Raw genomic sequence first — 21,423 nt, 5'->3', positions numbered from 1 at the left:
AATCCGGTTTCGTTACAGCCCGCATCAAGAATTTCGACAGATTTCCGTATTTTTTTCGCTTCATTTGCAAGCGGATAGGCCGATTCTTGCCGCAGGGCACGGGCCATGGCGAACAGAAGGCGTCATCCGATAAACTGCGCGTTATTCGGCGGTGTAGATCATGAAACTCCGTCCCGCTGTGATACGTTCGGCAGGAAGATCAGTCCCGGAATGAAGGCGCGCGCAGAATGAAAAACCACAGCGACATGATGGGTCAGGACGTTTCGGCCAACTGCGCCCAGGTCCGCGACGATTGGAGCGCGACCGTGCTGGCCTTTCTGGCCCATAGCGCGAAAACCCCGGTGCATCTGGCCGCCGTGCTGCAACGCGACCCCGGTTTTGCGCTGGCCCATGCGGTGAAGGGGCTGTTCTGCCTGATGCTGGGGCGGCGCGAAATGGTGGCCGTGGCGCAAGAGGCGCTGGTTGCCGCGCAGGCGGCGGCGCTGGCCCGGCCCGTGCCGCGGCGTGAGGCGGCGTTCATCGCGGCCTTGGCCGAATGGCTGAACGGCAGCCCGCGCGGCGCCATCGTGCAGATGGAAACCGTGCTGGCACGTCACCCCGATGATGCGCTGGCGGTGAAGATCGGCCATGGCATCCGCTTCATGCTGGGTGACAGCACGGGCATGCGCGCCTCGCTGGAACGTGTGTTGCCCGCCTATGCCCCAGGTCATGCGGCGCGCGGCTATCTGCTGGGCTGCCACGCCTTCGCGCTGGAGGAAACCGGCGATTATGCCGCGGCCGAGGCTGCGGGCCGCGCGGGTCTGGAACTGGCCCCTGATGATGCCTGGGGCCTGCATGCGGTGGCCCATGTGTATGACATGACGGGCGATGCGCGGGGGGGTATCGGCTGGCTGACCGGGCGAGAACAGGCCTGGGCGCATTGCAACAACTTCCGCTATCATGTGTGGTGGCACAAGGCGCTGCTGCATCTGGACCTCGGGCAGACCGATGTGGTGCTTGATCTTTACGACACCCAGATCAGGGCCGACCGCACCGATGATTACCGTGACATCTCCAACGCCACCTCGCTGCTGTCCCGCCTCGAACTCGAAGGCGTGAAAGTGGGCGCGCGGTGGGAGGAACTGGCCGACATCTGCGAAAAACGCACCGAGGATGGCTGCCTGATCTTCGCCGACCTGCATTACCTGCTGGCGCTGGTGGGTGGCCAGCGCGACACGGCGATCACCCGCATGATGGGCCGCATGCAGCGCACCGCCGCCGAAGGCCAGACCGAGATGGCGGGCATCGCCGCGCATCCGGGCCTTGCCGCAGCGACCGGGCTGGAGGCGTTTGGTGAAGGGGACTTCGGCCGGGCCTATCTGCATCTGGCCCGCGCGCGACGGGCGCTGCCCGGCATCGGCGGCAGCCACGCACAGCGCGACGTGTTCGAACGACTGACCATAGATGCGGCCATTCGTGCCGGCTATCACGAGGATGCGCAGACCCTGCTGGCCGAGCGCACCGCCCTGCGTGCAGGTCGCCGCGATGGCTATGCCGAGGCGCGGCATGCCCTGCTCTCGCGCGCCGAGGATGCCGCCCGGCAGGCCGCGCAATGACCATGCTGGCCGACCCGGCCGCCCGCAGCTATGCCGCATCACGCGCAGGCGCGGCCAGCACGCGCGACCCGCGGCTGGATGTGTTCCGGGGGCTGGCGATGTTCATCATCCTGATCGCCCATGTGCCGGGCAACTTTCTGGCGCTGTGGATCCCCGCGCGTTTCGGCTTTTCCGACGCGACCGAGATTTTCGTGTTCTGTTCCGGCATGGCCAGCGCCATTGCCTTTGGCCGGGTGTTCGACACGCGCGGCTGGCTGATGGGCACGGCCCGGGTGGCGCACCGCTGCTGGCAGGTCTATTGGGCGCATATCGGCCTGTTCCTGACCATCGCCATGATGATGGCGCTGTTCGACAGCGTCGGTTTCAGCGAACGCAGCTATGTCAGCCGCCTGAACCTCGTGCCGTTTTTCGAGGGGGCCAAGGATCAGGTCATGGGCGCGCAGGCGCAGCTGATCGGGCTGATGACGCTGACCTATGTGCCGAACTATTTTGACATCCTGCCGATGTATCTGGTGGTGCTGGCGATGATGCCGGTGGTCATGGCGCTGGCGCGGGTGAACCTGTGGCTGGTGGCGGGGTTCATCGCCGTGGTCTGGCTGGGCGCGCAGATGGGCCGCCTTGGCCTGCCCGCCGAGCCGTGGAGCGCGCGGGAATGGTTCTTCAACCCGTTTGGCTGGCAATTGGTGTTCTTCACCGGCTTTGCCTTCATGCGGGGCTGGCTGCCGCAGCCACCAGTGACGCGCGGGCTGCTGCTGCTGGCGGGGGTGGTGGTGGTGGCCACGGTGCCCTTTGCCTATTTCCGCCTGCTGAACGCCGTGCCGGAACTGCGCGAGGCGGCAAAGAGCATCAGCTTTCTGACCCAGAAATCCGACTTTGGCCTGCTGCGCTATGTGCATTTTCTGGCACTGGCTTATCTCGCCTGGGCGGCGGCGGGGTTTGGTGGCGCGCGGCTGCGTCCGATGGGCGATACGGCGGGCCAGCGGCTGTTCCGGCAGGCCGTGGCGGTGGTCGAAAAGGTGGGCCAGCAATCGCTGGCGGTGTTCATCTTTTCCATGGTGGCCGCGCAGGCGATGGGCGCGCTGCTGGATGTGACCGGGCGGGCCATGCCATTGGTGCTGCTGGTCAATCTGGCGGGTTTCGCCGCGCTGGTCGGCGTGGCGCTGCTGGTGGGCTGGTTCAAATCGCAGCCATGGAAGGCGCGGCGCGCCTAACGCGGCGGCAGCGCCTCGAACCAGTCCAGCGCCATGGTGGCCCAGCCTTCGGGCACGCCATGCGCGCCGGGATGAAGCGCGAATTCCAGTGCTGAACCGGGGCTGCATTCCTCCCATTTCCGCCGCCAGTAAATGCCGTTCTCGGAAAAGCTGTCGGGCCGCATCAGGGTGCAGCCATTGGTCTGGCGCCAGATCTCCATGCCGTGAAACACATCACCCTGCACGATCCGCCCGCCGCCCAGCGACCGCCCCTCCAGTGGCACGGTGGTATCGCGCCAGCCATGGGTGTGCAGCAGCCGCACCGGGCCTGCGCATTCCGTGGGATGCGGCCGCCAGAAACTGCCCGCCACCGGGGCGAAGGCGGCAAAGGCCGTGGGATCCTGACAGGCCAGATAGGTGGTCATCGACCCGCCCACCGAAAACCCGGTCATCAGCACCCGCGCCGGATCGACGCCAAAGCGCGCGGCCGCGTCGGCGACCACCCCCTTCAGATAGGCCATCTCGTCACGGCTTTTGGGAAAGTCCGGGTGGAACGACCAGCTTCCGCCCCGGTCGCCGGGGTCAACCAGCCCGTCGGGCGCGATGAAGGCATAGCCGCGCGTCATCATCAGTTCCACCATCGCCTTGTTCGCCATCGTGCCCTTGGCCGACCCGCCATAGCCATGCAGGAACACCACGGCGGGCATGCCCGTGGCCCCTTGGGGCAGGGAAATCTGATAGCTGCCCATCGCGGTTTCGCAGGGGTCGGGATCGGGGCCGCAACCGGCATGGGCCGCGCCGGTCGCAGCGGCCAGCGCCATGGCGGCGGCAAGAAAACGGGGCAGGGGCATCAGATCATCCTGTGACAAGGGGAAGGCCGCGCGCGATCCAGCCCGGACCCGCGCCCGAGCCCAGCATGCCTTCGGGCACGTCGCGGATGTTGGAAAATCCGGCAGCCAGCAGGCGGTTGCCCAGCCGGGCCGACCGCACGCCACGCGCGCAGATCAAGGCAATCGGGGCGGTTCGGTCGCCCGCCACCCGCGCCGCCAGCGCATCATCAAAATCCTTGCGGCGCATGTCCAGCGGCGTGGCCCCCTGGCCGATGCCGGTCAGCGCCCATTCATCGGGCCGCCGGATGTCGATCAGCGCCAGACCGCCCGCTTGTGCCATCGCATGTGCTTGCGCGGGGTTCAGCGCCGGGCCGCCAAAATCGCCGGCAAGAATGCGCGACCATGCCAGATAGCCCACGGGCAAGGCGGCAAGCCCCAGAAGCAGGGCACGGCGGCGGGTCAATCCCACAACACTCATTGCGCTGCGGCCAATATCATGGGCCAGCGCCTGTCACCCTCGGCGATGAAGCCGGGAATGTCCTTGTTCCAGTCGGCTTGCACCTGATCCGAGAAATTCAGGTAAAGCTTGCCATCCACGATCTTCCAGTTTTCCGGCTGGGTGGTGAAAAGCTGGCCCTTTTCCGCCACTGCCCAGGCGCACCAGCCGCCATACTGCGGCGCATAGGCGTCAGGATCGGCCACAAAGGCATCGCGGTTGGCGGCGGTGGCAAAACGCCAGGTCGCGCCGTTCCAGTCGGCGGTGATGGCCGGATCGCCCGGCACCGGGGCGGCATCGGTGAAATAGGCCACCGGATCGGTGCCCCGGATCGCCAGCCCCTCCTCGGCATAGACGGCCTGCTGCGGGGCGGTGTTCAGCGCACGCCAGCCATAACCGGCGGCGCCCACAGCGGCCAGGGCCAGAGGCAGAATGATCAGGGAACGGCGGGTCAGCATCGGGGCACCTTGGGGAAAGCCGGGTCAACCGGCGGGAGCATAGGCTGAAATCATGTCAATCACCCGGTCATCGGGCAGGATCGGCGGAATGACGGTCAGAAATCTGCCCTGACCGTCCAGCAGATACAGAAAACTGCCATGGGCATAGACCGGGCCGCTTTCGGGGTCGTCAAATACCTTGACCGTCTCGATCTGGAACAGGTCATAGGCCGCCTCCAATGCCGCCGCATCACCCGTCAGGCCCAGAAAGCCGGGGCCGAATTTCGCTAGGCTGGCCTTCATCGCGGGCAATGTGTCGCGCGCCGGGTCAACGGTGATCATCAGCGGTGTCACCGGCACGCCGCGCGTGGCCAGCCCTGCGGCCACATCCGCCATCTGCGGCAGGGCGGCCGAGCAGATCTCCTGACAGGTGGCATAACCAAAGAACAGGATCTGCATATGCCCCTGCGGATCGGCCTCGGTCCGCGCCATGCCGTGCTGGTCGGTCAGACGGAATGGCCCGCCCAGGTTCAGCGGCAGCGGCAGGCCCTGCGCCGTGGCAGCGGCATGGGCCCTGGCCTCCTCGGGTGTGGCATGCACCACGCCGTCATGCGCCAAAGCCCCCGGGGCCAGCGCCGCAAGCAGCAACACCAGTGCGGCCCGCCTCATTCAAACAATTCCTTCACCAGTTGCGCGTCAGTTTCCGCCCCCAGCCCGAAATAGCCGTTTTCGGCGATCAGCGCGTTCACCCGCGGGTCGCGGCGGAACCATGGGCCATCACCGGCAGCATCGGGGTTTTTCGCCGCCCAGTCCTTTGTCCATTGCGTTGCCTTCACCCAATCCGCCGCGCCTTCGGCGCGGATGCGCTGCACCAGATAGACATTCTGCGCGCCGATGTCGGGGTCGGTGATCATCAGGCCATCCACCTCGACCATCTGGCCGCAATAGGGGGCAAGTTCGCTGGCCGCGCCCGAAAACACCGGCTGCGCGTTCTTCATCGGATAGACCAGCGCCTGATCGGCTGTGCGCAGCAGGGCCAGCTGCCGCCGCCCCGCGCCGCAATCGGCCGGGCAATCGCCGGTGATCTCGCAGGTCAGATCGACCACCTTGGCGGTGAACAGCGCGGGTGATTCGGCGTAAAGGTTCCAGGGTGCCGCCTCGGAACCCACCGAAAAATCAGCCTGCTGCGCCTGTGCAGGCAGGGCAAACAGGGCCAGTGCAAAAGCGGCGCGCATCATTTCTTCGGCTCCGGTATGGCGAAATCGGGGACCACGCCGTAATCGGCATGATTCTGGTTCACGATGCCCGCGTTCGACACGACCTTTTCCACCACGATGTAATTCAACCCGTCGCGGCTGTAGGCGATGCCATCGGCGGTGATCGTGTCGCTGGCCAGCGTCAGCAGCGTGTCGCCGCCCGCATTCGCATCGTCGCCCTCGACCTTCAGCACCATGTAAATCTGCCCGTCCTCGGCCAGCAGGCCCACCGGAATGCCGCCCGCCGAACACCACATGGCGCAGGTGTGATGGGCCGAGCCCACCACCGCATCCGTGCCACCCATCACCCCGGAAAAGTAGCACCAGGTATCAATGAACTCACCCGTGACGGTGATCCGCTGGCCATCCGTCGCGGCCAGGCCAGGCCCGCCCGCCGCCAGAACCGCCGCCAGAACCGCCCCTGCCAGCAGGCTGCCACATCTGTATCGCGCCATCGCATTATCCCCCCGTTCCCTTACGGCAAGCTACCGCATTCCACCCTGACCGATGAATCACGATGCGGTTATGATCGGGTGAACGGGGCAAAGCTAACCACCTGCCACGTAAACGGCTTTCAGCGTTGACGGGTGCGGGCGCGTCCGACATACCACTAGCAAATGCTCGGTTCCCGTCGGGGGCCAGAAGGCATGCAACAAGGGGAGGAAGACAATGGGCGGTCTGTTGGGCCTGTCGAACGTCATCGACCGCGTGAACGAGATCATCGGCAAGGCCATGGCCTGGCTGATTCTTGTCGCGGTTCTGGTCAGCGCGACCAATGCGGTCGTGCGCAAGGTTTTCAGCGTGTCATCGAATTCGTGGCTGGAATTGCAATGGTATCTGTTCGGTGCCGCATTTCTGCTGGCGGCGGCCTATACACTGAAACAGAATGAACATGTCCGCATCGACATTGTTTACGGCATGTTCAGCCGGCGCATCCAGCACTGGATCGACCTGCTGGGCCACCTGCTGTTCCTGATGCCGTTCGTGGCGCTGATGATCTACTACCTTGTGCCCTATGTGTCGCTGTCCCTCCGCAGCGGCGAGGTTTCGACCAATTCCGGCGGGCTGATCATCTGGCCCGCCAAGGCGCTGTTGCTGGCGGGGTTCACCCTGCTGGCGTTTCAGGGCGTTTCCGAGATCATCAAGAAGATCGCCGTGATGCGCGGTGACATTCCAGACCCCACCCCCTTCATCACCGCCCAGCAGGCCGCCGAAATGGAAGCGGCGGCGCTGGCCGAGGAGATCCGCAAATGATGGAATTCATCGCCATCAACATGGCGCCGATCATGTTCGCCTCGCTGGTGATCTTTCTGCTGGTGGGCTATCCGGTGGCCTTTGCGCTGGCGGCCAACGGGTTGTTCTTCTTTTTCATCGGGGTAGAGCTTGCACCGCTGTCAGAAGGCACCATCACGCTGAGCTGGAACCTGCTGGGCACCTTGCCCGACCGGTTCTGGGGTGTCATGTCGAACGAGACATTGCTGGCCATCCCCTTCTTCACCTTCATGGGCATCCTGCTGGAACGCTCGGGCATGGCCGAGGATCTGCTGGATACGATCGGCCAGTTGTTCGGCCCGATCCGTGGCGGGCTGGCCTATGCCGTCATCATCGTGGGCGCATTGCTGGCGGCGACGACCGGCGTGGTGGCCGCGTCGGTCATTGCCATGGGCCTGATCTCGCTGCCGATCATGCTGCGCTATGGCTATGACACGCGGGTGGCGGCGGGGGCGATTGCGGCCAGCGGCACGCTTGCGCAGATCGTGCCGCCCAGCCTTGTGCTGATCGTGCTGGCAGACCAGCTGGGCCGCTCGGTAGGTGACATGTATACGGGTGCGATCATCCCGGCGTTGATCCTGACCGGGCTTTACATGCTCTATATCTTCCTGTTGTCGATCTTCCGCCCCTCGGCGGTGCCAGCCTTGCCGCCCGAGGCGCGCACGCTGGGCCGCGGTGTCAAATCGCTGCTGGCGGCGGCGGCGGCGCTGATGGCCATTGGCTATGGCGCGCATGTCTGGCTGTCGCCGACCCAGGGCAGCAATGCCGACATTCTGGGTGCCGTGGTCGGTGTGTCGGTGATCTATGCCTATACGCTGCTCGACAAGTTGCTGGGCCTGAACACCATGTCACGGCTGGCGCAGCAGGTGATCATGGTGCTGATCCCGCCGCTGGCGCTGATCTTTCTGGTGCTGGGCACGATCTTTCTGGGCATCGCCACCCCGACCGAGGCCGGGGCCATGGGTGCGGTCGGCGCGCTGGTGCTGGCGCTGATGAAGGGCCGGCTCAGCCTTGGGGTGGTCAGCCAGGCGCTGACCTCCACCACCCGGCTGTCGGCCTTCGTCATGTTCATCCTCATCGGGGCGCGGGTGTTCTCGCTGACCTTCTACGGGGTCAACGGGCATATCTGGGTAGAGCATCTGCTGACATCGGTTCCCGGCGGCGAATACGGCTTTTTGTTCGTGGTGAACCTGGTGCTGTTCGTGCTGGGCTTCTTCCTCGATTTCTTCGAGCTGGTGTTCATCATCGTGCCGCTGATCGTGCCTGCTGCCGATGCGCTTGGTATTGACCTGATCTGGCTGGGGGTGATCCTGGGCATGAACATGCAGACGTCATTCCTGACGCCGCCTTTCGGCTTTGCGCTGTTCTACTTCCGCTCCGTTGCGCCGAAGTCGCGTTACCGTGACAAGGTGACGGGCAAATACATGGATCCGGTGCGCACCGACCAGATCTATACCGGTGCGCTGCCCTTTATCGCGATCCAGATCATCATGGTCATCGCGGTCATCGCCTTCCCGCAGATGGTGATGCACTACAAGGGTCCGGCGGTGGATACGTCGAATGTCACCATCACCCTGCCGCAGATGCCCAGCCTTGGTGCCGGTGGCCTGGGTGGTGGTCTGGGTGGCAGCGCGGCGCCGGAGGGCACCCCGGGCCTTGGCGCGCCTTCGCTGGGGGCACCGTCACTGGGTGCACCGACACTGGGGGCACCCACGCTTGGCGCGCCCGCTGTCACACCGGCACCCGCCACGCCCTGATCAGGCTCTGAAACGGACAAACGGCGGCGCAACCCTGCGCCGCCGTTTTGCATTGCGGGGCAGGGACGGGGCCAACCGCAGCACCCGGCCATGAAAAAGCCCCGGAACCCATGCCGGGCCCGGGGCTTTTCCTGCGGTCTGACGGATCAGATCACAGTTTGCCTTCGTTCTGCTTGACCATCATGAAGGTGTCGTAGTTGTATTCGGCAATCTGCGCCCAGGTGTAGTTTTCCGAGCGGAAGGCCTTGATCGACTCCCAGATCTTCTTGAAGGCCGGGTTCGAGGCTTCCATCTCGGCGTAAACCTCGTTGGCTGCGTTGAAACAGGCTTCAAGGATCTCGGGCGAGAACGGGCGCAGCTGCGTGCCCTGGGCTACCAGCGATTTGATGGCCGCCGGGTTCTTGTAGTCGTAAAGCTGCAGCATGTTCGCGTCAGCCGCCTGCGCTGCGGTGTGCAGCAGCGAACGGTAAGCCGGGGGCAGCCCGTCATAGGCGGCCTTGTTGAACATGAAGTGGACGGTCGGGCCACCTTCCCACCAGCCGGGATAGTAGTAGTAGGGTGCCACCTTGAAGAACCCCAGTTTTTCATCGTCATAGGGGCCAACCCATTCCGATGCGTCGATGGTGCCCTTTTCCAGCGCCGGATAGATGTCGCCGCCCGCGATCTGCTGCGGCACGACGCCCAGCTTTTCCACGATCTTGCCGGCAAAGCCGCCGATGCGCATCTTCAGGCCCTGAAGGTCGGCCACGGTGTTGATTTCCTTGCGGAACCAGCCACCCATCTGCACGCCGGTGTTGCCACCCGGCAGCGCCACGATGTTGTGCTGCGCCAGGAATTCGTTGTACAGCCCGATGCCGCCGCCATGGTAGTGCCAGGCGTTGATGCCGCGTGCCGACAGCGAGAAGGGCACAGCCGCAGCCACCGCCCATGTCGGATCCTTGCCCCAGTAATAGTATCCGACCGTGTGGCAGGCCTCGACGGTCGCTGCCGTCACGGCATCCGCCGCCTGCAGGCCGGGCACCAGTTCACCCGCCGAAAACACCTGGATCTGGAAATTGCCGTCGGTCGCTTCGGACAGGTATTTCGACAGCACTTCCGCGCCGCCATAGATCGTGTCCAGCGATTTCGGGAAAGACGAGGTCAGGCGCCAGGTAACCTTGGGCAGCGCCTGCGCCAAGGCCGGTGCGGCCAGCGTCGTGGCAGCCGCAGCGCCCACGCCGCCAATGGCCGCTTTGGTGATGAATGATCGACGATCCATGCAGTTCCTCCCTTGCTAAGTCCTTGACGAAACAGATTCGCGTTGCCGCGTCTGTTCGCCGGATGCAGGGACGGTTGCACGGCTTTGCCCGTCTGTCCAGCACCACAGCAGGGATAAACCTATGTCGTTTCGCCCGTCAGCCGCCCCGGCGCAGCGTCTTGGGAAGCAAGCCGGGACGAATGCAGGAAAATGCCATGATATTAGGCACTTGCACAGGGTTTTTGCATCCGATCCCGCCGCGTGCGGCCATTGGGCGCGCGGCCCGCCTTACGCCGCGTCAGGTCGCGCCATGGGGTCAGACGCGCACCGTGAAATGGCTTTTGTCGATGCCGAGCTGGGCCAGATCGGTGTCGGACGGGCGTTGGTGGGCGCGCAGGGCGGCCGAAGTGCGCGCGGCGGCTCCGAAGGTTTCGAAAGCTTCGGCGATACGGCTCAGGAAGGTCATGATCTTGTCTTTCAGGTTTCTGTTGCGATGACTGAAAGATGGGGATCAATCGGCAGAGGAGTATGCTGCATATGCGAAGGCCCGCCATGCAGCGCGTGCATGACGGGCCCGGAAACGCCGTGTTACCCACTCAGTCCTCGTCGCCCGCGATTTGCGACAGCACCGCACCCTTGCCCCGCGCCCGCAGGATCAGCGGCACGATCACCGCCAGCGCCGCCAGCGCCAGCAGACATGCCGCCACCGGCGATTGCACCAGCGTCGTCACATCGCCCTGCGCAATGGCCAGCGCCCGGCGCAACTGCTGTTCGGCCATCGGCCCCAGGATCAGGCCCACCACGATGGGCGCGATGGGATAGCCATAAAGCCGCATGCCGTAGCCCAGCACGCCGAAGATCAGCAGCATCCCCAGTTCCACCGATGACGGGTTGGCCCCGATGGTGCCCAGCGTGGCAAACAGCAGGATGCCCGCGTAAAGCCAATGGCGCGGGATGGTCAGCAGTTTCACCCACAGCCCGATCAGCGGCAGGTTCAGGATCACCAGCATCACGTTGGCAATCAGCAGGCTGGCGATCAGCCCCCACACAAGCTGCGGGTTGGTGGCGAACAGCAGCGGCCCCGGTTGCAGGCCGAACTGCTGGAACCCCGCCAGCATGATGGCCGCCGTGGCCGTGGTGGGCAGGCCCAGCGTCAGCAGAGGCACCAGCGTGCCCGCGGCGGCGGCGTTGTTGGCAGCCTCCGGCCCGGCCACGCCCTCGATGGCGCCATGGCCGAATTCCTCGGGGTGTTTCGACATCTTCTTTTCAGTGGCATAGCTGAGGAAGCTGGCGATATCCGCGCCCCCCGCCGGCATCGCCCCGATGGGAAAGCCGATGAACGTGCCGCGCAGCCAGCTTTTCCACGACCGTCCGTAATCGGCGGCGGTCATCCAGATCGAGCCCTTGACCGCGATCACCTCGTCATCCGGGCGGCGGCCCTGGGCTGCGATGAACAAGGCCTCGCCGATGGCGAACATGGCCACGGCCAGCGTCGTCACCTCGATCCCGTCCAGCAGTTGCGGCACGCCGAAGGAAAGCCGCGCCTGCCCGGTCAGCCCGTCGATGCCCACGATGGCCAGCCCCAGCCCCAGAAACAGCGAGGTCAGCCCCTTGCGGGTGGAATCGCCAAAGGCTGCGGATACCGTCACAAAGGCCAGCACCATCAGCGCGAAATATTCACGCGGCCCGAACACCAGCGCCAGCTTCACCACATGCGGCGCAAGGAAGGCCAGCAGCAGCGTGGCGATCAGCCCGGCCACGAAAGACCCGATGGCGGCGGTGGCCAGCGCAGGCCCGCCGCGCCCCTTGCGGGCCATCTTGTTGCCCTCCAGCGCCGTGACGATGGATGCGCTTTCGCCGGGCGTGTTCAGCAGGATCGAGGTGGTCGAACCACCATACATCCCGCCGTAATAGATGCCCGCGAACATGATCAGCGAACCGGCGGGGTCAAGCCCGTAGGTGACGGGCAGCAGCAGCGCCACAGTAAGCGCCGGGCCGATGCCGGGCAGCACGCCCACCGCTGTGCCCAACAGCACGCCGATAAAGGCGTAAAGCATGATCATCGGGTCGGCAGCGACGGCAAAGCCCTGCATCAGGTAATCGAATGTGGTCATCTCACCCCCCGTAAATCAGCAGTTCCAGCGGCCCTGCCGGAAGGTTCAACTGCAGCATCCGGTCAAACAGCCCATAGACCACGGTAGCGAACAGAATACCCACGGGCAGCGACACCAGCATACGGCGATAGCCGAAGGCGCGGGCGGTGCAGGCAAACAATATGCCCGTGGCGATGCTGAACCCGGCAAAGCCGATCAGCACCAGCTGCGCACCCAGACCACCGATGATCCACAGCACCGGGGCGGGTTCCTGCGCGGGCGGGCTGTCCTGTTCTTCGCGAAAGGCGGCGATGGCGGTCCAGGCACCAAGCGCGATCAGGCCATAACCGATCAGGCCCGGCACATCCGCAGGGCCGATGCCGGAATAGCCGGTATCGGCGGGCAGGCGGGCCGCATCCCAGATCACGATGATCCCCAGGACGGCCAGCGCCGCCGCGATGATCAGCGCCGCCCGATCAGGGCGGCGCTTTCCAGAAAAGCCGGTCTGGCTCATTTCACCAGGCCGATGTCCTTGAGGATACCGCCGGTCGTCTCGATATCCCTGGCCAGCTGCGCGTCAAAATCGGCGCCAGCCAGATAGGTGTTGGCCCAGCCCTTCGTCGCCAGCGCCGCGTTCCATCCGGCCGAGGCGTTCAGCTTTTCGATGTCGGCGGCAATGGCGGCCTTCTGTGCGTCGTCCAGCCCCGGGGCGGCTGCCACCATGCGCCAGTTCTGCAACACCACGTCAAGACCCGATTCCACCAGCGTCGGCGCATCCACACCGTCGATCCGCGCGTCCGAGGTCACGGCCAGCAGGCGCATCGTTCCCGCCTGCACCTGCGGCAGGAATTCGCCCAGCGATGACACGCCCGCCGTCACCTGGTTGCCCAGGATGGCGGCCAGCGCCTCGCCACCGCCGGAATAGGCGATGTAGTTGATCTTGGTCGGGTCCACGCCCGCCGCCTTGGCCAGCAGGCCCACGGTGATATGGTCAGCGCCGCCAGCCGAACCGCCTGCCCAGGATACCGCGCCCGGATCGGCCTTCAGCGCATCCACCAGTTCCGCGATCGACATGATGGGCGAGGCGGCGGGCACCACGATCGCCTCATATTCACCCGTCAGGCGGGCGATCGGCGTCACATCGGCCAGCGACACCGGCGAGGCGTTGGTCAGGATCGCGCCCACCATCACATAGCCGCCGACGATCAGCTGCGACGGGTCGCCCGCCGCCGAGGACGCGAACTGCGCCAGACCCACGGTGCCACCGGCACCTGGCACGTTCTGCACCTGCACGTTGCCCGAAATGCCCTCGGCCTGCATCACTTCCTGCATGGTGCGCGCGGTCTGGTCCCAGCCGCCGCCCGGGCCTGCCGGGGCCATGATGGTGTAATCGGCGGCCAGCGCGGGCACAGCCATGACGCCTGCCATCAGGCAGGCGAGGAATGTCATCTTCATATGATCCTCCCAGATCACCCGCTGTTGCGGGAAAGGTTTCGTGGGGTCAGGGGGCGGCGTTCGCCATGCCCGTCCTTGCCCGTTCGGCCAGCGGCCTCCACCGCGTCGCCAGCCCGATCCAGAACACAGCAAGCTGTCATCAACCTGACGCGGGGGCCGGAAAAATCATCCGGCCCGCAGATTTTCGCCGCTCAGCGCCCCTCCAGCGTGCGGTGCCAGCGGGTGATCAGCCGCTGCCGCTTGGCCTGATCCAGATAGACCAGCAACCCGGGGCTGACCGCCACGGGGCGCAGTTGCGGCCCCAGCGCCGCCTGCATCGCCTGCGCCGAATTGCTGCCCGACACCTCCAGGCTGACCGCGGGCAGGCGCAGCTTTTCGGCCAGAATGGTCTGCCCCGCGCGTGACATGAAGAACGACAGGAACGCCTCGCCCAGATCGGGCCTGCGCGCCGCCCGCGGCACCAGCGCCACGCGTGAGATCACCACCGTAAAGTCACGCAGCAGCACCAGCCCCAGATCGGGATGGCTGCGCGCCCAGTCGGCGGCGTAGGAGCCCAGTATGTTGTAGCCCAGGGTCAGCCGCCCGTCCGACACACGCTCCAGTATCTGCTGGCTTGTTGGGAACTGCTGCACATTGGCGGCACCCATGGCCCTGACCAGTGACCAGATATCGGCAAAATGTTCCTGATCCCGCGCCAGAAACAGATAGCCGACCGCCGCGCGCTCGATGTCATAGGTGCCGATGCGGCCCCGCATCGCATCGCCCGCCGCTGTCAGGTAATCCAGCAGGGCGATGCGGGTCAGCGGCGGGCCATCGGGGAAACTGGGCTTGTGATAGACCAGCACCGCAGGCTCGAACGTCATGGCATAGGCCGTGTCACGCCAGTTGGCCCAGCGCGGCCAGCCCGCCGCTTGCGGCACCCGCACAGGGCGGGCATAGCCGTCGTTGGCCAGTTTCACCTGCAAATCCATGCCCGATGAAAACACGAAATCCGCCGTCACCCCGCCCGCATCGGTTTCCGCCGTGACCCGCGCGTTGATGTCGCCTGTCAGCAGATCCTCGTAACGCACGGCAATGCCGGGGTTTTCCGCCTGAAAGCCGGCAATCAGCGGCTCTGCCAGCCGCTGATCCAGCGTGGAATAGATCACAAGCTCATCCGTCACCGCACCGGATGGCGCATCGAACAGATAGACTTCGGCCCGCAACACGGCGGGCAGCAGCAGCAAAAGGGCGATCAGGCGCAGCATCCCCCCAGCATGCCCCGGTTTTGCATGGTTCACAACGCCCGCGGCGCCCCTATACTGGTGGGCGGAGGACCGATGCGCATCCTGCTGGTCGAAGACAACCTGCCGCTGGCCGAGGCGCTGGCCACCCTGCTGGCCGGGGCGGGCTATGCCGTGGATACGGTGCACGATGGCGCATCGGCCGAGGCTTTTGCCGCAGCCGAAGCTTTTGATCTGGTGATCCTTGATCTGAATCTGCCGCAAATGGATGGTCTGGCCGTGCTGCGCGCCATGCGGGCGCGGGCCAACCCGGCGGCGGTGCTGATCCTGACCGCGCGCGGCACCCCCGAGGAACGGGTGAAGGGCCTTGATCTGGGGGCCGATGACTACATGACCAAGCCCTTCGACATCGGCGAATTCGAGGCGCGGGTGCGATCCTTGCTGCGCCGTCAGGCGGGGCTGCGCGCCTCAACCGTCAGCCTTGGGCCGGTCACGCTGGATCTGGTGTCGCGCCAGTTTGCCGTGGCAGGCCAGCCGCTGGATCTGCCCGCCCGTGAACGCGCCTTGCTGGAACTTTTGTTCATGCGCGCGGGCAAGGTGGTGGCCAAAGAGCGCATCATCCAGTCGCTGACCGCACTGGATGACGCGCTCAGCGACAATGCGATCGAACAATACGCCAGCCGGTTGCGCAAGCGTCTGGCCCCGCATGGGCTCAGCCTGCGCACCGCGCGGGGTATCGGATACTACCTTGAACAGGCCGCCGCCGAATGACGCGCTATTCGCTGCGCCGCCGCCTGCTGGGCTGGCTGCTGGTCTCGACCGCCGTGCTGGGCATGCTGGCGCTGGCCGACACCTGGCGCGAGGCGATCCGCACGGCCACATCGGTTTCTGACCGGGTGCTGGCCGGATCGGCGCTGGCCATCGCCGAACGGGTCTCGGTGGACGAGGATGGCGGGCTGGAGGTGGACATCCCCTATTCCGCCCTTGAAATGCTGACCTCCACCGCACAGGATCGGGTGTTTTACCGCGTCGATGGCCCGCCCGGCGCGTTTCTGACCGGCTATGAGGATCTGGGCATCGTGCCCGCCGACGGTGACGGCACGGTGTTTGCCGATGCAATGTTCGGCGATGAGCCCATCCGTGTCGCCACCCTGCACCGGCAGGCCACCACGGGGTTTGACAGCATCGCCTTCACCGTCACCGTGGCCGAAACCACGTTGGCGCGGCGCGAACTGGCCCGCGCGATCCTGTGGCGGGCGGGGCTGCGGCTGGCGGGCATGATCCTTGGGGCATCCGTCGCGGTCTGGGTGGCGGTCACGCTGGCGCTGCGGCCGCTGAACCGGCTGGGCGAGGCGATTGCCGAACGCTCGCCCGACGACCTGCGCCCGATCCGCGCCGCCACCCCGTCCGAGGTCGAGGGGCTGGTCGAGGCGGTCAACAGCTTCATGACGCGGCTGGGCACGGCGCTGGCGGGCCTGCGCAATTTCACCGGCAATGCCAGCCACCAGCTGCGCACCCCCATGGCCGTAGTGCGCACCGAACTGGCGCTGGCCACAAGGGCCGCCACATTGGACGAATCACGCCGCGCCAATGCCCGCGCCGATGCCGCCCTGGCCGAGGCTGAACGCGTGCTGGCGCAACTCTTGCTGCTGGCGCGGGTGGATGCGGCGGGAAGGGGGATGGAGCCGGTGAACCTGACAGCACTGGCCCGCGACCTGACGGCGGAACTGGTGCCCGATGCCGCCGAGGCCGGGCTTGATCTGGGGTTTGACGGGCAGGGCACTGTCTGGCTGCGCGCCGAACCCGTGCTGCTGCGCGAGCTTTTGCGCAACCTGATCCAGAACGCGCTGCTTTATGCCGGTCACGGGGCCGAGGTGACGGTGCGCGTGGCGGGTGCCGGCGGCGCGGCAGTGCTTGCGGTCGAGGATGATGGCCCCGGCATTCCCCCGGCCCGGCGCGCCCTGATCGGCCAGCGGTTCACCCCCAGCGGCGGAGAGGGCATGGGGCTGGGGCTGGCCATCGTGGCCGAGATCGCGGCGCTGTTCGGCGGGGTGCTGGATCTGGCCGATGGCGCTGGTGGCCGTGGCCTGCGCGCCACCGTGCGCTTTGCCGAGCAGGCCTGAACGCAGCCCCGGCGCATTGCCGGACAATGCGGCCCGGCGTCAGCCGAACTTGCGCCGTGCGTCCAGCGCCAGCCCGGTGCCCACGCTGCCCAGCAGATCACCCGTCGCCACCGGCACGCCGGGCAGAACGGCGGCGACGGCGGCATGCAGCACCGGCAGGCTGCTGGAGCCGCCGGTCATGAACACCGTGCCGATGTCGCCCGGTGCCAGCCCGGCCTGCGCCAGAATGTTTTCCAGCGCCGCGCGGATGCGCAGCAACGGGGCCTCCACCGCCGCCTCAAACCCCGCGCGGCTGGCGCTGGCGTCAGGCCCGCCGGTAAAGGCCCCGATGCGGATCGGGGCATCGCTGGCCACCGACAGGGCGATCTTGGCCTCTTCCGTCGCCAAGGCCAGCGCATGCCCGTGGCGCTGCCCCACCACCCGCATCATCCGGTCCATCAGCACGGGGCGGGCGATCAGATGGCGCAGCGCCTTGAGGTCTGCCATGGTGCGCGCGGTATAAAGCGCGTTGATCCGGTGCCATGTTGCCAGATCAATGAAATAATGCCGTGGCATCAGCCCCTTGCCATCGGCTGTGGCAGCACCAAAGCCCAGATGCGGCATCACCTGTGCCAGGCTGAGCAGCCGGTCAAAATCGGTGCCCCCCACGCGGATGCCGTCATTGGCCAGAATGTCGGCCTGCCGGTCTGCCGCCCGCGCGCGTTCGGGCGACACCCGCACGATGGAAAAATCCGACGTGCCGCCGCCGATATCGACGATCAGCACCAGTTCCTCGGCCGCCACACCCTGTTCGTAATGCAGCGCCGCCGCGATGGGTTCATATTGAAACGCCACCTCGGTGAAGCCCTGCGCCCGCGCGATGCCTTCCAGCACATCCTGCGCCGCCGCGTCACCTGATGCGTCATCATCAACGAAATGCACCGGCCGGCCCAGCACGGCGCGCGTGACTTCACCCGCCTCGGCCACCACACGCGCGCGCAGATGGGCAAAAAAGCTGCCGACGATCTGGGTAAAGGCCAGCGCCTTGTTGCCCACGCGGGTTTTCTCGTGGATCAGCGATGACCCCAGCGTGCTTTTCAGCCCGCGCATCAGCCGCCCGTCCTCGCCGCCGGTATAGGCCGCCATGGCGGCGCGGCCAAACTGCGGCGGAGCACCATCAGCATCCCAGAACACCGCCGAGGGCAGGGTGCGGTGCGCGCCCTCCAGCGCTATCAGCCGCGCGCCTGTGGCATCGGCAAGCGCCACGGTGGAATTCGACGTGCCAAAGTCGATACCGCAAAAGGGGGCTGTCATGGCGGGCCTCGGGGATGCAAGGGCAGGGCAGGCCAGATAATCGCGCGGCGCGGCGGTGTAAACCTGTGACGCACCGACCACCTTTCCCCGATCAGCGCGGCGCGGGCCCCGTCGATCCGCGCTCCTGCAAGCCGCAGGCCAGTTCGATCCGCCGCGCGGGCAGGGGCAGGCCGGTGAGGATCTCGCGCAATAGATCCACCGCTGCCGCCCCGATCTCGCGCATCGGCATCTGGATCGCGCTGAGGGGCGGCGTCTGGAACGCGCCTTGCGGCAGGCTGTCCATCCCCATGACCGATACTTCGCCGGGCACCGCCACGCCCTCGGCCGCCAACGCCTGCAAGGCCCCGATGGCCAGCGAATCCCCCGCCGCCAGAATCGCCGTGAAGTCGCGCCCCTGCCGCAGCCGTGCCCGCACCGCATCGGCGGCCAGCTCGGGCAGCCAGTCGGCCACCTCGACCACCAGCGCCGGGTCATGCACGCCTGCCGCCACCATCCGGTCGCGCCAGCCCTCGAACCGCCGTTCGATCGTGCGCCGCCCGCGCCGCATCAGGAACAATATCCGCCGGTGCCCCAGCGTCAGCAGATGCCCGGTGGCCAGCGCCGCCGCAGCCCGGTTGCTGGGCGCGATGGATGACAGCCGCATCGTGGGGTCATCGCCGTTGACCAGCACGATGGGCTTGGAAAAGCCGCGCGTGGGGGCCAGCATCGCCTCGTCATCCAACGTCAGGAACAGCAGGCCCGCGATGCTATCATCCGCCTCGACCTCTTGCAAAATCCGCCGCTCATCCTCGCTGTCGGCCACGGCGCGGGTGATGACCTGCAAGCGCAGCAGGGCCGCCCGGTCGCCCAGACCCTGCATCACCTGAAGCGTGAACTGGCTGCGCGTGTAATCTACCATGGCCGCCGCCGAGGCCAGCACCATCACCTTCTGCCCCGCCAGCGACGAGGGCATGGCATAGCTGAAATCCTGCGCCGCCTTTTGTATCCTGGCCACCAGATCGGGCCGCACGCCCGACCCGTCGGCAAGCGCGCGCGACACGGTGGAAACCGACACCCCGCAGATCGTTGCAATATCCTGCAAACGCACGCGGCGGCTGATCTTGCCCTTCTTTCCGGTGATGTCCACGATTGGCTCCTTTATGGATCAATCTGCAAAAAATTTTCAGATTGTGCAAATCATTTTCTCACGGCATTTTCATCAACGAACAAAGCGGGGGGAGACGCGATGCTGCCGGATGCCACGATGCTGCATGCACGGCTGGATTTGCTGGTCAACGGCCTGACGGCCCTGCGCCATGACGGCACCTTTGACGAGCCTAATCTGGATGGCACGGCGGGCGATTACATCAGCTTTACTTCGTGGGAATGGCCACAGGGCGTGGGGCTTTATGGCCTTGTGCAACTGTGGCTGCGGCACCGCGACCCCGCCCTGCGCGCCCTGCTGGAGGGCTGGTATGCCGAGCGCATCGCCGAAGGGCTGCCGGGGCTGAATATCAACACAACCGGGCCGATGCTGGCTTTGTCGGTGCTATGGCGCGAAACCCGCGATCCGCGCTGGCAGGCGGTGCTGGACGACTGGGCGAACCGCCTGATGGCGGAAGCGCCGCGCACCGCAGAGGGCGGCTTGCAGCATGACGTCTCCGACAAGGTGAACCCCGGCGAACTCTGGGATGACACGCTGTTCATGGCGGCGCTGTTTCTGGCCAGCTATGGGCAGGCATCGGGCCGCACCGAACTGGTGGACGAGGCTTTGCGGCAATTTCTGGTGCATACGCGCTATCTGTCCGATCCGGCGACGGGCCTGTGGTTTCATGGCTGGACATTCGAGGGCCGCCACAACTTTGCCCGGGCCCGCTGGGCGCGCGGCAATGCCTGGGTCACGGCCTGCATCCTTGATCTGTATGAGCTTTGCGATGTGCCGCCCGCCATCCGCGCCTATCTGACTGGCGTGTTGACGGCGCAGGTGCAGGCGTTGCTCCCCTTGCAGGCCCCGTCAGGCGCATGGCGCACGCTGCTGGATGATCCCTACGCCTACGAGGAAATCTCGGCCACCGCCGGGTTTGCCTATGGCATATTGAAAGCCGTGCGGCTGGGGCTGGGCGACGCGGCTTGGGCCGATGCCGGCTGGCGCGGGGTGGCGGCGGTGCTGGCCAATATTGACGATAGCGGCACCGTGCTGAACGTGTCTTACGGCACCCGCATGGGCCATGACCTGCAATTTTACCGTGACATCCCGATCCAGCCCACCGGCTATGGTCAGGCGCTGGCGATGCTGTGTCTGGTCGAGGCAGCGGGGCAGGTGGGGCAGGCGGATGCGCAAAGGAAAACCGCATGACGATGGACATCCGCTATGGCGGCAACCCCGCCGATATTCCCGGCTATGATACCGAGCGCCTGCGCGCCGAATATCTGGTCGAGGGGCATTTTGCGCCGGGCGCTCAGCGTTTCACCTATACCCATGTTGACCGGATGATTGTGGGCGGGGCCTGCCCCACAGCGCCGCTGACCTTCGGCGACGGGGCCGATGTAGGCACACCGTTGTTCTTTGACGCGCGGGAAATGGGCATCGCCAATCTGGGCGGGCCGGGCGTGGTGACGGTGGACGGCCAGCGTTTTGCCATGGCCAACCGCGACATCCTGTATGTCGGGCGCGGCACAGGCAGCGTCACGCTGGAATCGGATGATCCCGCCGCGCCTGCATGGTTCTACATGAATTCGGTTCCCGCCGGGGCCGACCATCCGACGCGGCTCATCACAAAGGCCCAGGCCAAGGTCATCACCATGGGCGACGCCGCCCGCGCCAACGTGCGGTCCTTGGCGATGTACATCCACCCCGAGGTGGCACCTTCCTGCCTGCTGTTGATGGGCATCACCGATCCGGCCCCCGGCAGCATCTGGAACACGATGCCCCCGCATCTGCACGAACGCCGGATGGAGGCCTATTGCTATTTCGACATGGCGGCACAGGACCGCGTGGTGCATCTGATGGGCCGCCCCGACCAGACGCGGCACCTGATCGTCGCCTCGGGTGACATCGTTCTGTCACCCGCCTGGTCCATCCATATGGGCGCGGGCACCGGGCCTTATGCCTTTGTCTGGGGCATGACCGGCGAGAACCAGGCCTATACCGACGTGAGCCCCGTTAACATTGCCGACCTGCGCTAAG

22 protein-coding genes are annotated in these 21,423 nt (G+C 66.0%); 8 read left to right on the top strand and 14 right to left on the bottom strand.

Annotated features, from left to right (window positions below):
- Positions 1 to 227 precede the first annotated feature (227 nt).
- Together GEU84_RS02760 and GEU84_RS02755 are read left to right on the top strand one after the other, a co-directional pair.
- Positions 228 to 1,595, top strand: a complete 1,368-nt coding sequence (locus GEU84_RS02760; RefSeq protein ID WP_420899260.1) for a tetratricopeptide repeat protein — start codon at positions 228 to 230, stop codon at positions 1,593 to 1,595.
- The gene (locus GEU84_RS02755) at positions 1,592 to 2,806 is read left to right on the top strand and encodes an OpgC family protein (RefSeq protein WP_152823945.1); all 1,215 of its coding nucleotides are present in this window, start codon (positions 1,592 to 1,594) and stop codon (positions 2,804 to 2,806) included. Before GEU84_RS02760 ends, GEU84_RS02755 begins: the two co-directional genes overlap by 4 nt.
- Here the strand turns inward: GEU84_RS02755 and GEU84_RS02750 are convergent.
- From GEU84_RS02750 to GEU84_RS02725, 6 genes are read right to left on the bottom strand one after another with little or no spacing between them, the layout of a single operon-like run.
- Positions 2,803 to 3,636 (bottom strand): CE1 family esterase, encoded by an 834-nt coding sequence (locus tag GEU84_RS02750; protein ID WP_174539275.1) that lies wholly within the window; start codon positions 3,634 to 3,636, stop codon positions 2,803 to 2,805. The two genes, GEU84_RS02755 and GEU84_RS02750, sit on opposite strands and share 4 nt — an antisense overlap.
- A gap of 4 nt (positions 3,637 to 3,640) precedes the next feature.
- Positions 3,641 to 4,084: a rhodanese-like domain-containing protein gene (locus GEU84_RS02745; RefSeq protein WP_338144749.1), complete on the bottom strand. Its 444-nt coding sequence runs from the start codon at positions 4,082 to 4,084 to the stop codon at positions 3,641 to 3,643.
- Positions 4,085 to 4,089: 5 nt separating this feature from the next.
- Positions 4,090 to 4,569 (bottom strand): YHS domain-containing (seleno)protein, encoded by a 480-nt coding sequence (locus GEU84_RS02740; protein ID WP_152823943.1) that lies wholly within the window; start codon positions 4,567 to 4,569, stop codon positions 4,090 to 4,092.
- A gap of 24 nt (positions 4,570 to 4,593) precedes the next feature.
- Complete coding sequence (locus tag GEU84_RS02735) at positions 4,594 to 5,217, bottom strand: SCO family protein (protein ID WP_152823942.1); 624 nt, start codon at positions 5,215 to 5,217, stop codon at positions 4,594 to 4,596.
- Positions 5,214 to 5,786, bottom strand: a complete 573-nt coding sequence (locus tag GEU84_RS02730; protein ID WP_152823941.1) for a hypothetical protein — start codon at positions 5,784 to 5,786, stop codon at positions 5,214 to 5,216. Before GEU84_RS02730 ends, GEU84_RS02735 begins: the two co-directional genes overlap by 4 nt.
- A complete protein-coding gene (locus GEU84_RS02725; protein ID WP_174539274.1) occupies positions 5,783 to 6,259 on the bottom strand; it encodes a hypothetical protein in 477 nt (158 codons plus the stop codon). Before GEU84_RS02725 ends, GEU84_RS02730 begins: the two co-directional genes overlap by 4 nt.
- A 214-nt stretch (positions 6,260 to 6,473) precedes the next feature.
- Between GEU84_RS02725 and GEU84_RS02720 the strand changes: the two genes are divergently transcribed.
- Together GEU84_RS02720 and GEU84_RS02715 are read left to right on the top strand one after the other, a co-directional pair.
- Entirely contained in the window at positions 6,474 to 7,058 is a 585-nt protein-coding gene (locus GEU84_RS02720) for a TRAP transporter small permease subunit (RefSeq protein ID WP_152823940.1), read from the top strand.
- Positions 7,055 to 8,833 (top strand): TRAP transporter large permease, encoded by a 1,779-nt coding sequence (locus tag GEU84_RS02715; RefSeq protein WP_152823939.1) that lies wholly within the window; start codon positions 7,055 to 7,057, stop codon positions 8,831 to 8,833. The genes GEU84_RS02720 and GEU84_RS02715 overlap by 4 nt, the downstream gene beginning before the upstream one ends.
- Positions 8,834 to 8,984: 151 nt before the next feature.
- Here GEU84_RS02715 and GEU84_RS02710 read toward each other — a convergent pair whose 3' ends face one another.
- The 6 genes from GEU84_RS02710 to GEU84_RS02685 all read right to left on the bottom strand — a co-directional run bounded on the left by GEU84_RS02710 (position 8,985) and on the right by GEU84_RS02685 (position 14,865).
- Positions 8,985 to 10,091 carry a TRAP transporter substrate-binding protein gene (locus GEU84_RS02710; RefSeq protein WP_152823938.1) on the bottom strand — a complete coding sequence of 369 codons (1,107 nt, stop codon included), beginning with the start codon at positions 10,089 to 10,091 and terminating at the stop codon, positions 8,985 to 8,987.
- Positions 10,092 to 10,386: 295 nt separating this feature from the next.
- Positions 10,387 to 10,536: a hypothetical protein gene (locus GEU84_RS02705; RefSeq protein ID WP_174539273.1), complete on the bottom strand. Its 150-nt coding sequence runs from the start codon at positions 10,534 to 10,536 to the stop codon at positions 10,387 to 10,389.
- A 130-nt stretch (positions 10,537 to 10,666) separates the two neighbouring features.
- Positions 10,667 to 12,184, bottom strand: a complete 1,518-nt coding sequence (locus tag GEU84_RS02700; protein WP_152823937.1) for a tripartite tricarboxylate transporter permease — start codon at positions 12,182 to 12,184, stop codon at positions 10,667 to 10,669.
- Between the two features lies 1 nt (position 12,185).
- A complete protein-coding gene (locus tag GEU84_RS02695) occupies positions 12,186 to 12,677 on the bottom strand; it encodes a tripartite tricarboxylate transporter TctB family protein (protein WP_152823936.1) in 492 nt (163 codons plus the stop codon).
- Positions 12,674 to 13,618 (bottom strand): Bug family tripartite tricarboxylate transporter substrate binding protein, encoded by a 945-nt coding sequence (locus tag GEU84_RS02690; protein WP_152823935.1) that lies wholly within the window; start codon positions 13,616 to 13,618, stop codon positions 12,674 to 12,676. Before GEU84_RS02690 ends, GEU84_RS02695 begins: the two co-directional genes overlap by 4 nt.
- Before the next feature lie 191 nt (positions 13,619 to 13,809).
- A complete protein-coding gene (locus GEU84_RS02685; protein ID WP_152823934.1) occupies positions 13,810 to 14,865 on the bottom strand; it encodes an ABC transporter substrate-binding protein in 1,056 nt (351 codons plus the stop codon).
- A gap of 24 nt (positions 14,866 to 14,889) precedes the next feature.
- Between GEU84_RS02685 and GEU84_RS02680 the strand changes: the two genes are divergently transcribed.
- Both GEU84_RS02680 and GEU84_RS02675 read left to right on the top strand, forming a co-directional pair.
- On the top strand, positions 14,890 to 15,612 hold the full coding sequence (locus GEU84_RS02680) for a response regulator (RefSeq protein ID WP_241427547.1): 723 nt from the start codon (positions 14,890 to 14,892) through the stop codon (positions 15,610 to 15,612).
- The gene (locus GEU84_RS02675; RefSeq protein WP_152823933.1) at positions 15,609 to 16,964 is read left to right on the top strand and encodes a sensor histidine kinase; all 1,356 of its coding nucleotides are present in this window, start codon (positions 15,609 to 15,611) and stop codon (positions 16,962 to 16,964) included. Before GEU84_RS02680 ends, GEU84_RS02675 begins: the two co-directional genes overlap by 4 nt.
- Before the next feature lie 39 nt (positions 16,965 to 17,003).
- On the opposite strand, the gene GEU84_RS02670 is transcribed toward GEU84_RS02675, so the two are convergent.
- Complete coding sequence (locus GEU84_RS02670) at positions 17,004 to 18,257, bottom strand: Hsp70 family protein (protein ID WP_152823932.1); 1,254 nt, start codon at positions 18,255 to 18,257, stop codon at positions 17,004 to 17,006.
- Between the two features lie 91 nt (positions 18,258 to 18,348).
- Positions 18,349 to 19,383: a LacI family DNA-binding transcriptional regulator gene (locus tag GEU84_RS02665; RefSeq protein ID WP_217438499.1), complete on the bottom strand. Its 1,035-nt coding sequence runs from the start codon at positions 19,381 to 19,383 to the stop codon at positions 18,349 to 18,351.
- Between the two features lie 99 nt (positions 19,384 to 19,482).
- Between GEU84_RS02665 and bglB the strand changes: the two genes are divergently transcribed.
- Together bglB and kduI are read left to right on the top strand one after the other, a co-directional pair.
- Positions 19,483 to 20,592: a beta-galactosidase BglB gene (bglB, locus tag GEU84_RS02660; protein ID WP_174539272.1), complete on the top strand. Its 1,110-nt coding sequence runs from the start codon at positions 19,483 to 19,485 to the stop codon at positions 20,590 to 20,592.
- Entirely contained in the window at positions 20,589 to 21,422 is an 834-nt protein-coding gene (gene kduI, locus GEU84_RS02655; RefSeq protein WP_152823931.1) for a 5-dehydro-4-deoxy-D-glucuronate isomerase, read from the top strand. Before bglB ends, kduI begins: the two co-directional genes overlap by 4 nt.
- The last annotated feature ends 1 nt before the right edge of the window (position 21,423 follow it).

The sequence above is a fragment of the Fertoeibacter niger genome (assembly GCF_009380135.2).
Classification (GTDB): Bacteria; Pseudomonadota; Alphaproteobacteria; order Rhodobacterales; family Rhodobacteraceae; genus Fertoeibacter; species Fertoeibacter niger.
Note: the sequence above shows the minus strand (reverse complement) of the source record. Positions and strands in the feature narration are given on the sequence as shown.

What these genes read in the sequence shown, in the direction of transcription:
- GEU84_RS02735 (WP_152823942.1), bottom strand. Translation starts at nt 5,217, where the DNA reads ATGAGGCGGGCCGCACTGGTGTTGCTGCTTGCGGCGCTGGCCCCGGGG.
- GEU84_RS02760 (WP_420899260.1), top strand. Translation starts at nt 228, where the DNA reads ATGAAAAACCACAGCGACATGATGGGTCAGGACGTTTCGGCCAACTGC.
- GEU84_RS02685 (WP_152823934.1), bottom strand. Translation starts at nt 14,865, where the DNA reads ATGCTGCGCCTGATCGCCCTTTTGCTGCTGCTGCCCGCCGTGTTGCGG.
- GEU84_RS02680 (WP_241427547.1), top strand. Translation starts at nt 14,890, where the DNA reads ATGGTTCACAACGCCCGCGGCGCCCCTATACTGGTGGGCGGAGGACCG.
- GEU84_RS02690 (WP_152823935.1), bottom strand. Translation starts at nt 13,618, where the DNA reads ATGAAGATGACATTCCTCGCCTGCCTGATGGCAGGCGTCATGGCTGTG.
- kduI (WP_152823931.1), top strand. Translation starts at nt 20,589, where the DNA reads ATGACGATGGACATCCGCTATGGCGGCAACCCCGCCGATATTCCCGGC.
- GEU84_RS02670 (WP_152823932.1), bottom strand. Translation starts at nt 18,257, where the DNA reads ATGACAGCCCCCTTTTGCGGTATCGACTTTGGCACGTCGAATTCCACC.
- GEU84_RS02740 (WP_152823943.1), bottom strand. Translation starts at nt 4,569, where the DNA reads ATGCTGACCCGCCGTTCCCTGATCATTCTGCCTCTGGCCCTGGCCGCT.
- GEU84_RS02730 (WP_152823941.1), bottom strand. Translation starts at nt 5,786, where the DNA reads ATGATGCGCGCCGCTTTTGCACTGGCCCTGTTTGCCCTGCCTGCACAG.
- GEU84_RS02700 (WP_152823937.1), bottom strand. Translation starts at nt 12,184, where the DNA reads ATGACCACATTCGATTACCTGATGCAGGGCTTTGCCGTCGCTGCCGAC.
- GEU84_RS02720 (WP_152823940.1), top strand. Translation starts at nt 6,474, where the DNA reads ATGGGCGGTCTGTTGGGCCTGTCGAACGTCATCGACCGCGTGAACGAG.
- GEU84_RS02755 (WP_152823945.1), top strand. Translation starts at nt 1,592, where the DNA reads ATGACCATGCTGGCCGACCCGGCCGCCCGCAGCTATGCCGCATCACGC.
- GEU84_RS02725 (WP_174539274.1), bottom strand. Translation starts at nt 6,259, where the DNA reads ATGGCGCGATACAGATGTGGCAGCCTGCTGGCAGGGGCGGTTCTGGCG.
- GEU84_RS02675 (WP_152823933.1), top strand. Translation starts at nt 15,609, where the DNA reads ATGACGCGCTATTCGCTGCGCCGCCGCCTGCTGGGCTGGCTGCTGGTC.
- GEU84_RS02710 (WP_152823938.1), bottom strand. Translation starts at nt 10,091, where the DNA reads ATGGATCGTCGATCATTCATCACCAAAGCGGCCATTGGCGGCGTGGGC.
- GEU84_RS02715 (WP_152823939.1), top strand. Translation starts at nt 7,055, where the DNA reads ATGATGGAATTCATCGCCATCAACATGGCGCCGATCATGTTCGCCTCG.
- bglB (WP_174539272.1), top strand. Translation starts at nt 19,483, where the DNA reads ATGCTGCCGGATGCCACGATGCTGCATGCACGGCTGGATTTGCTGGTC.
- GEU84_RS02705 (WP_174539273.1), bottom strand. Translation starts at nt 10,536, where the DNA reads ATGACCTTCCTGAGCCGTATCGCCGAAGCTTTCGAAACCTTCGGAGCC.
- GEU84_RS02750 (WP_174539275.1), bottom strand. Translation starts at nt 3,636, where the DNA reads ATGCCCCTGCCCCGTTTTCTTGCCGCCGCCATGGCGCTGGCCGCTGCG.
- GEU84_RS02695 (WP_152823936.1), bottom strand. Translation starts at nt 12,677, where the DNA reads ATGAGCCAGACCGGCTTTTCTGGAAAGCGCCGCCCTGATCGGGCGGCG.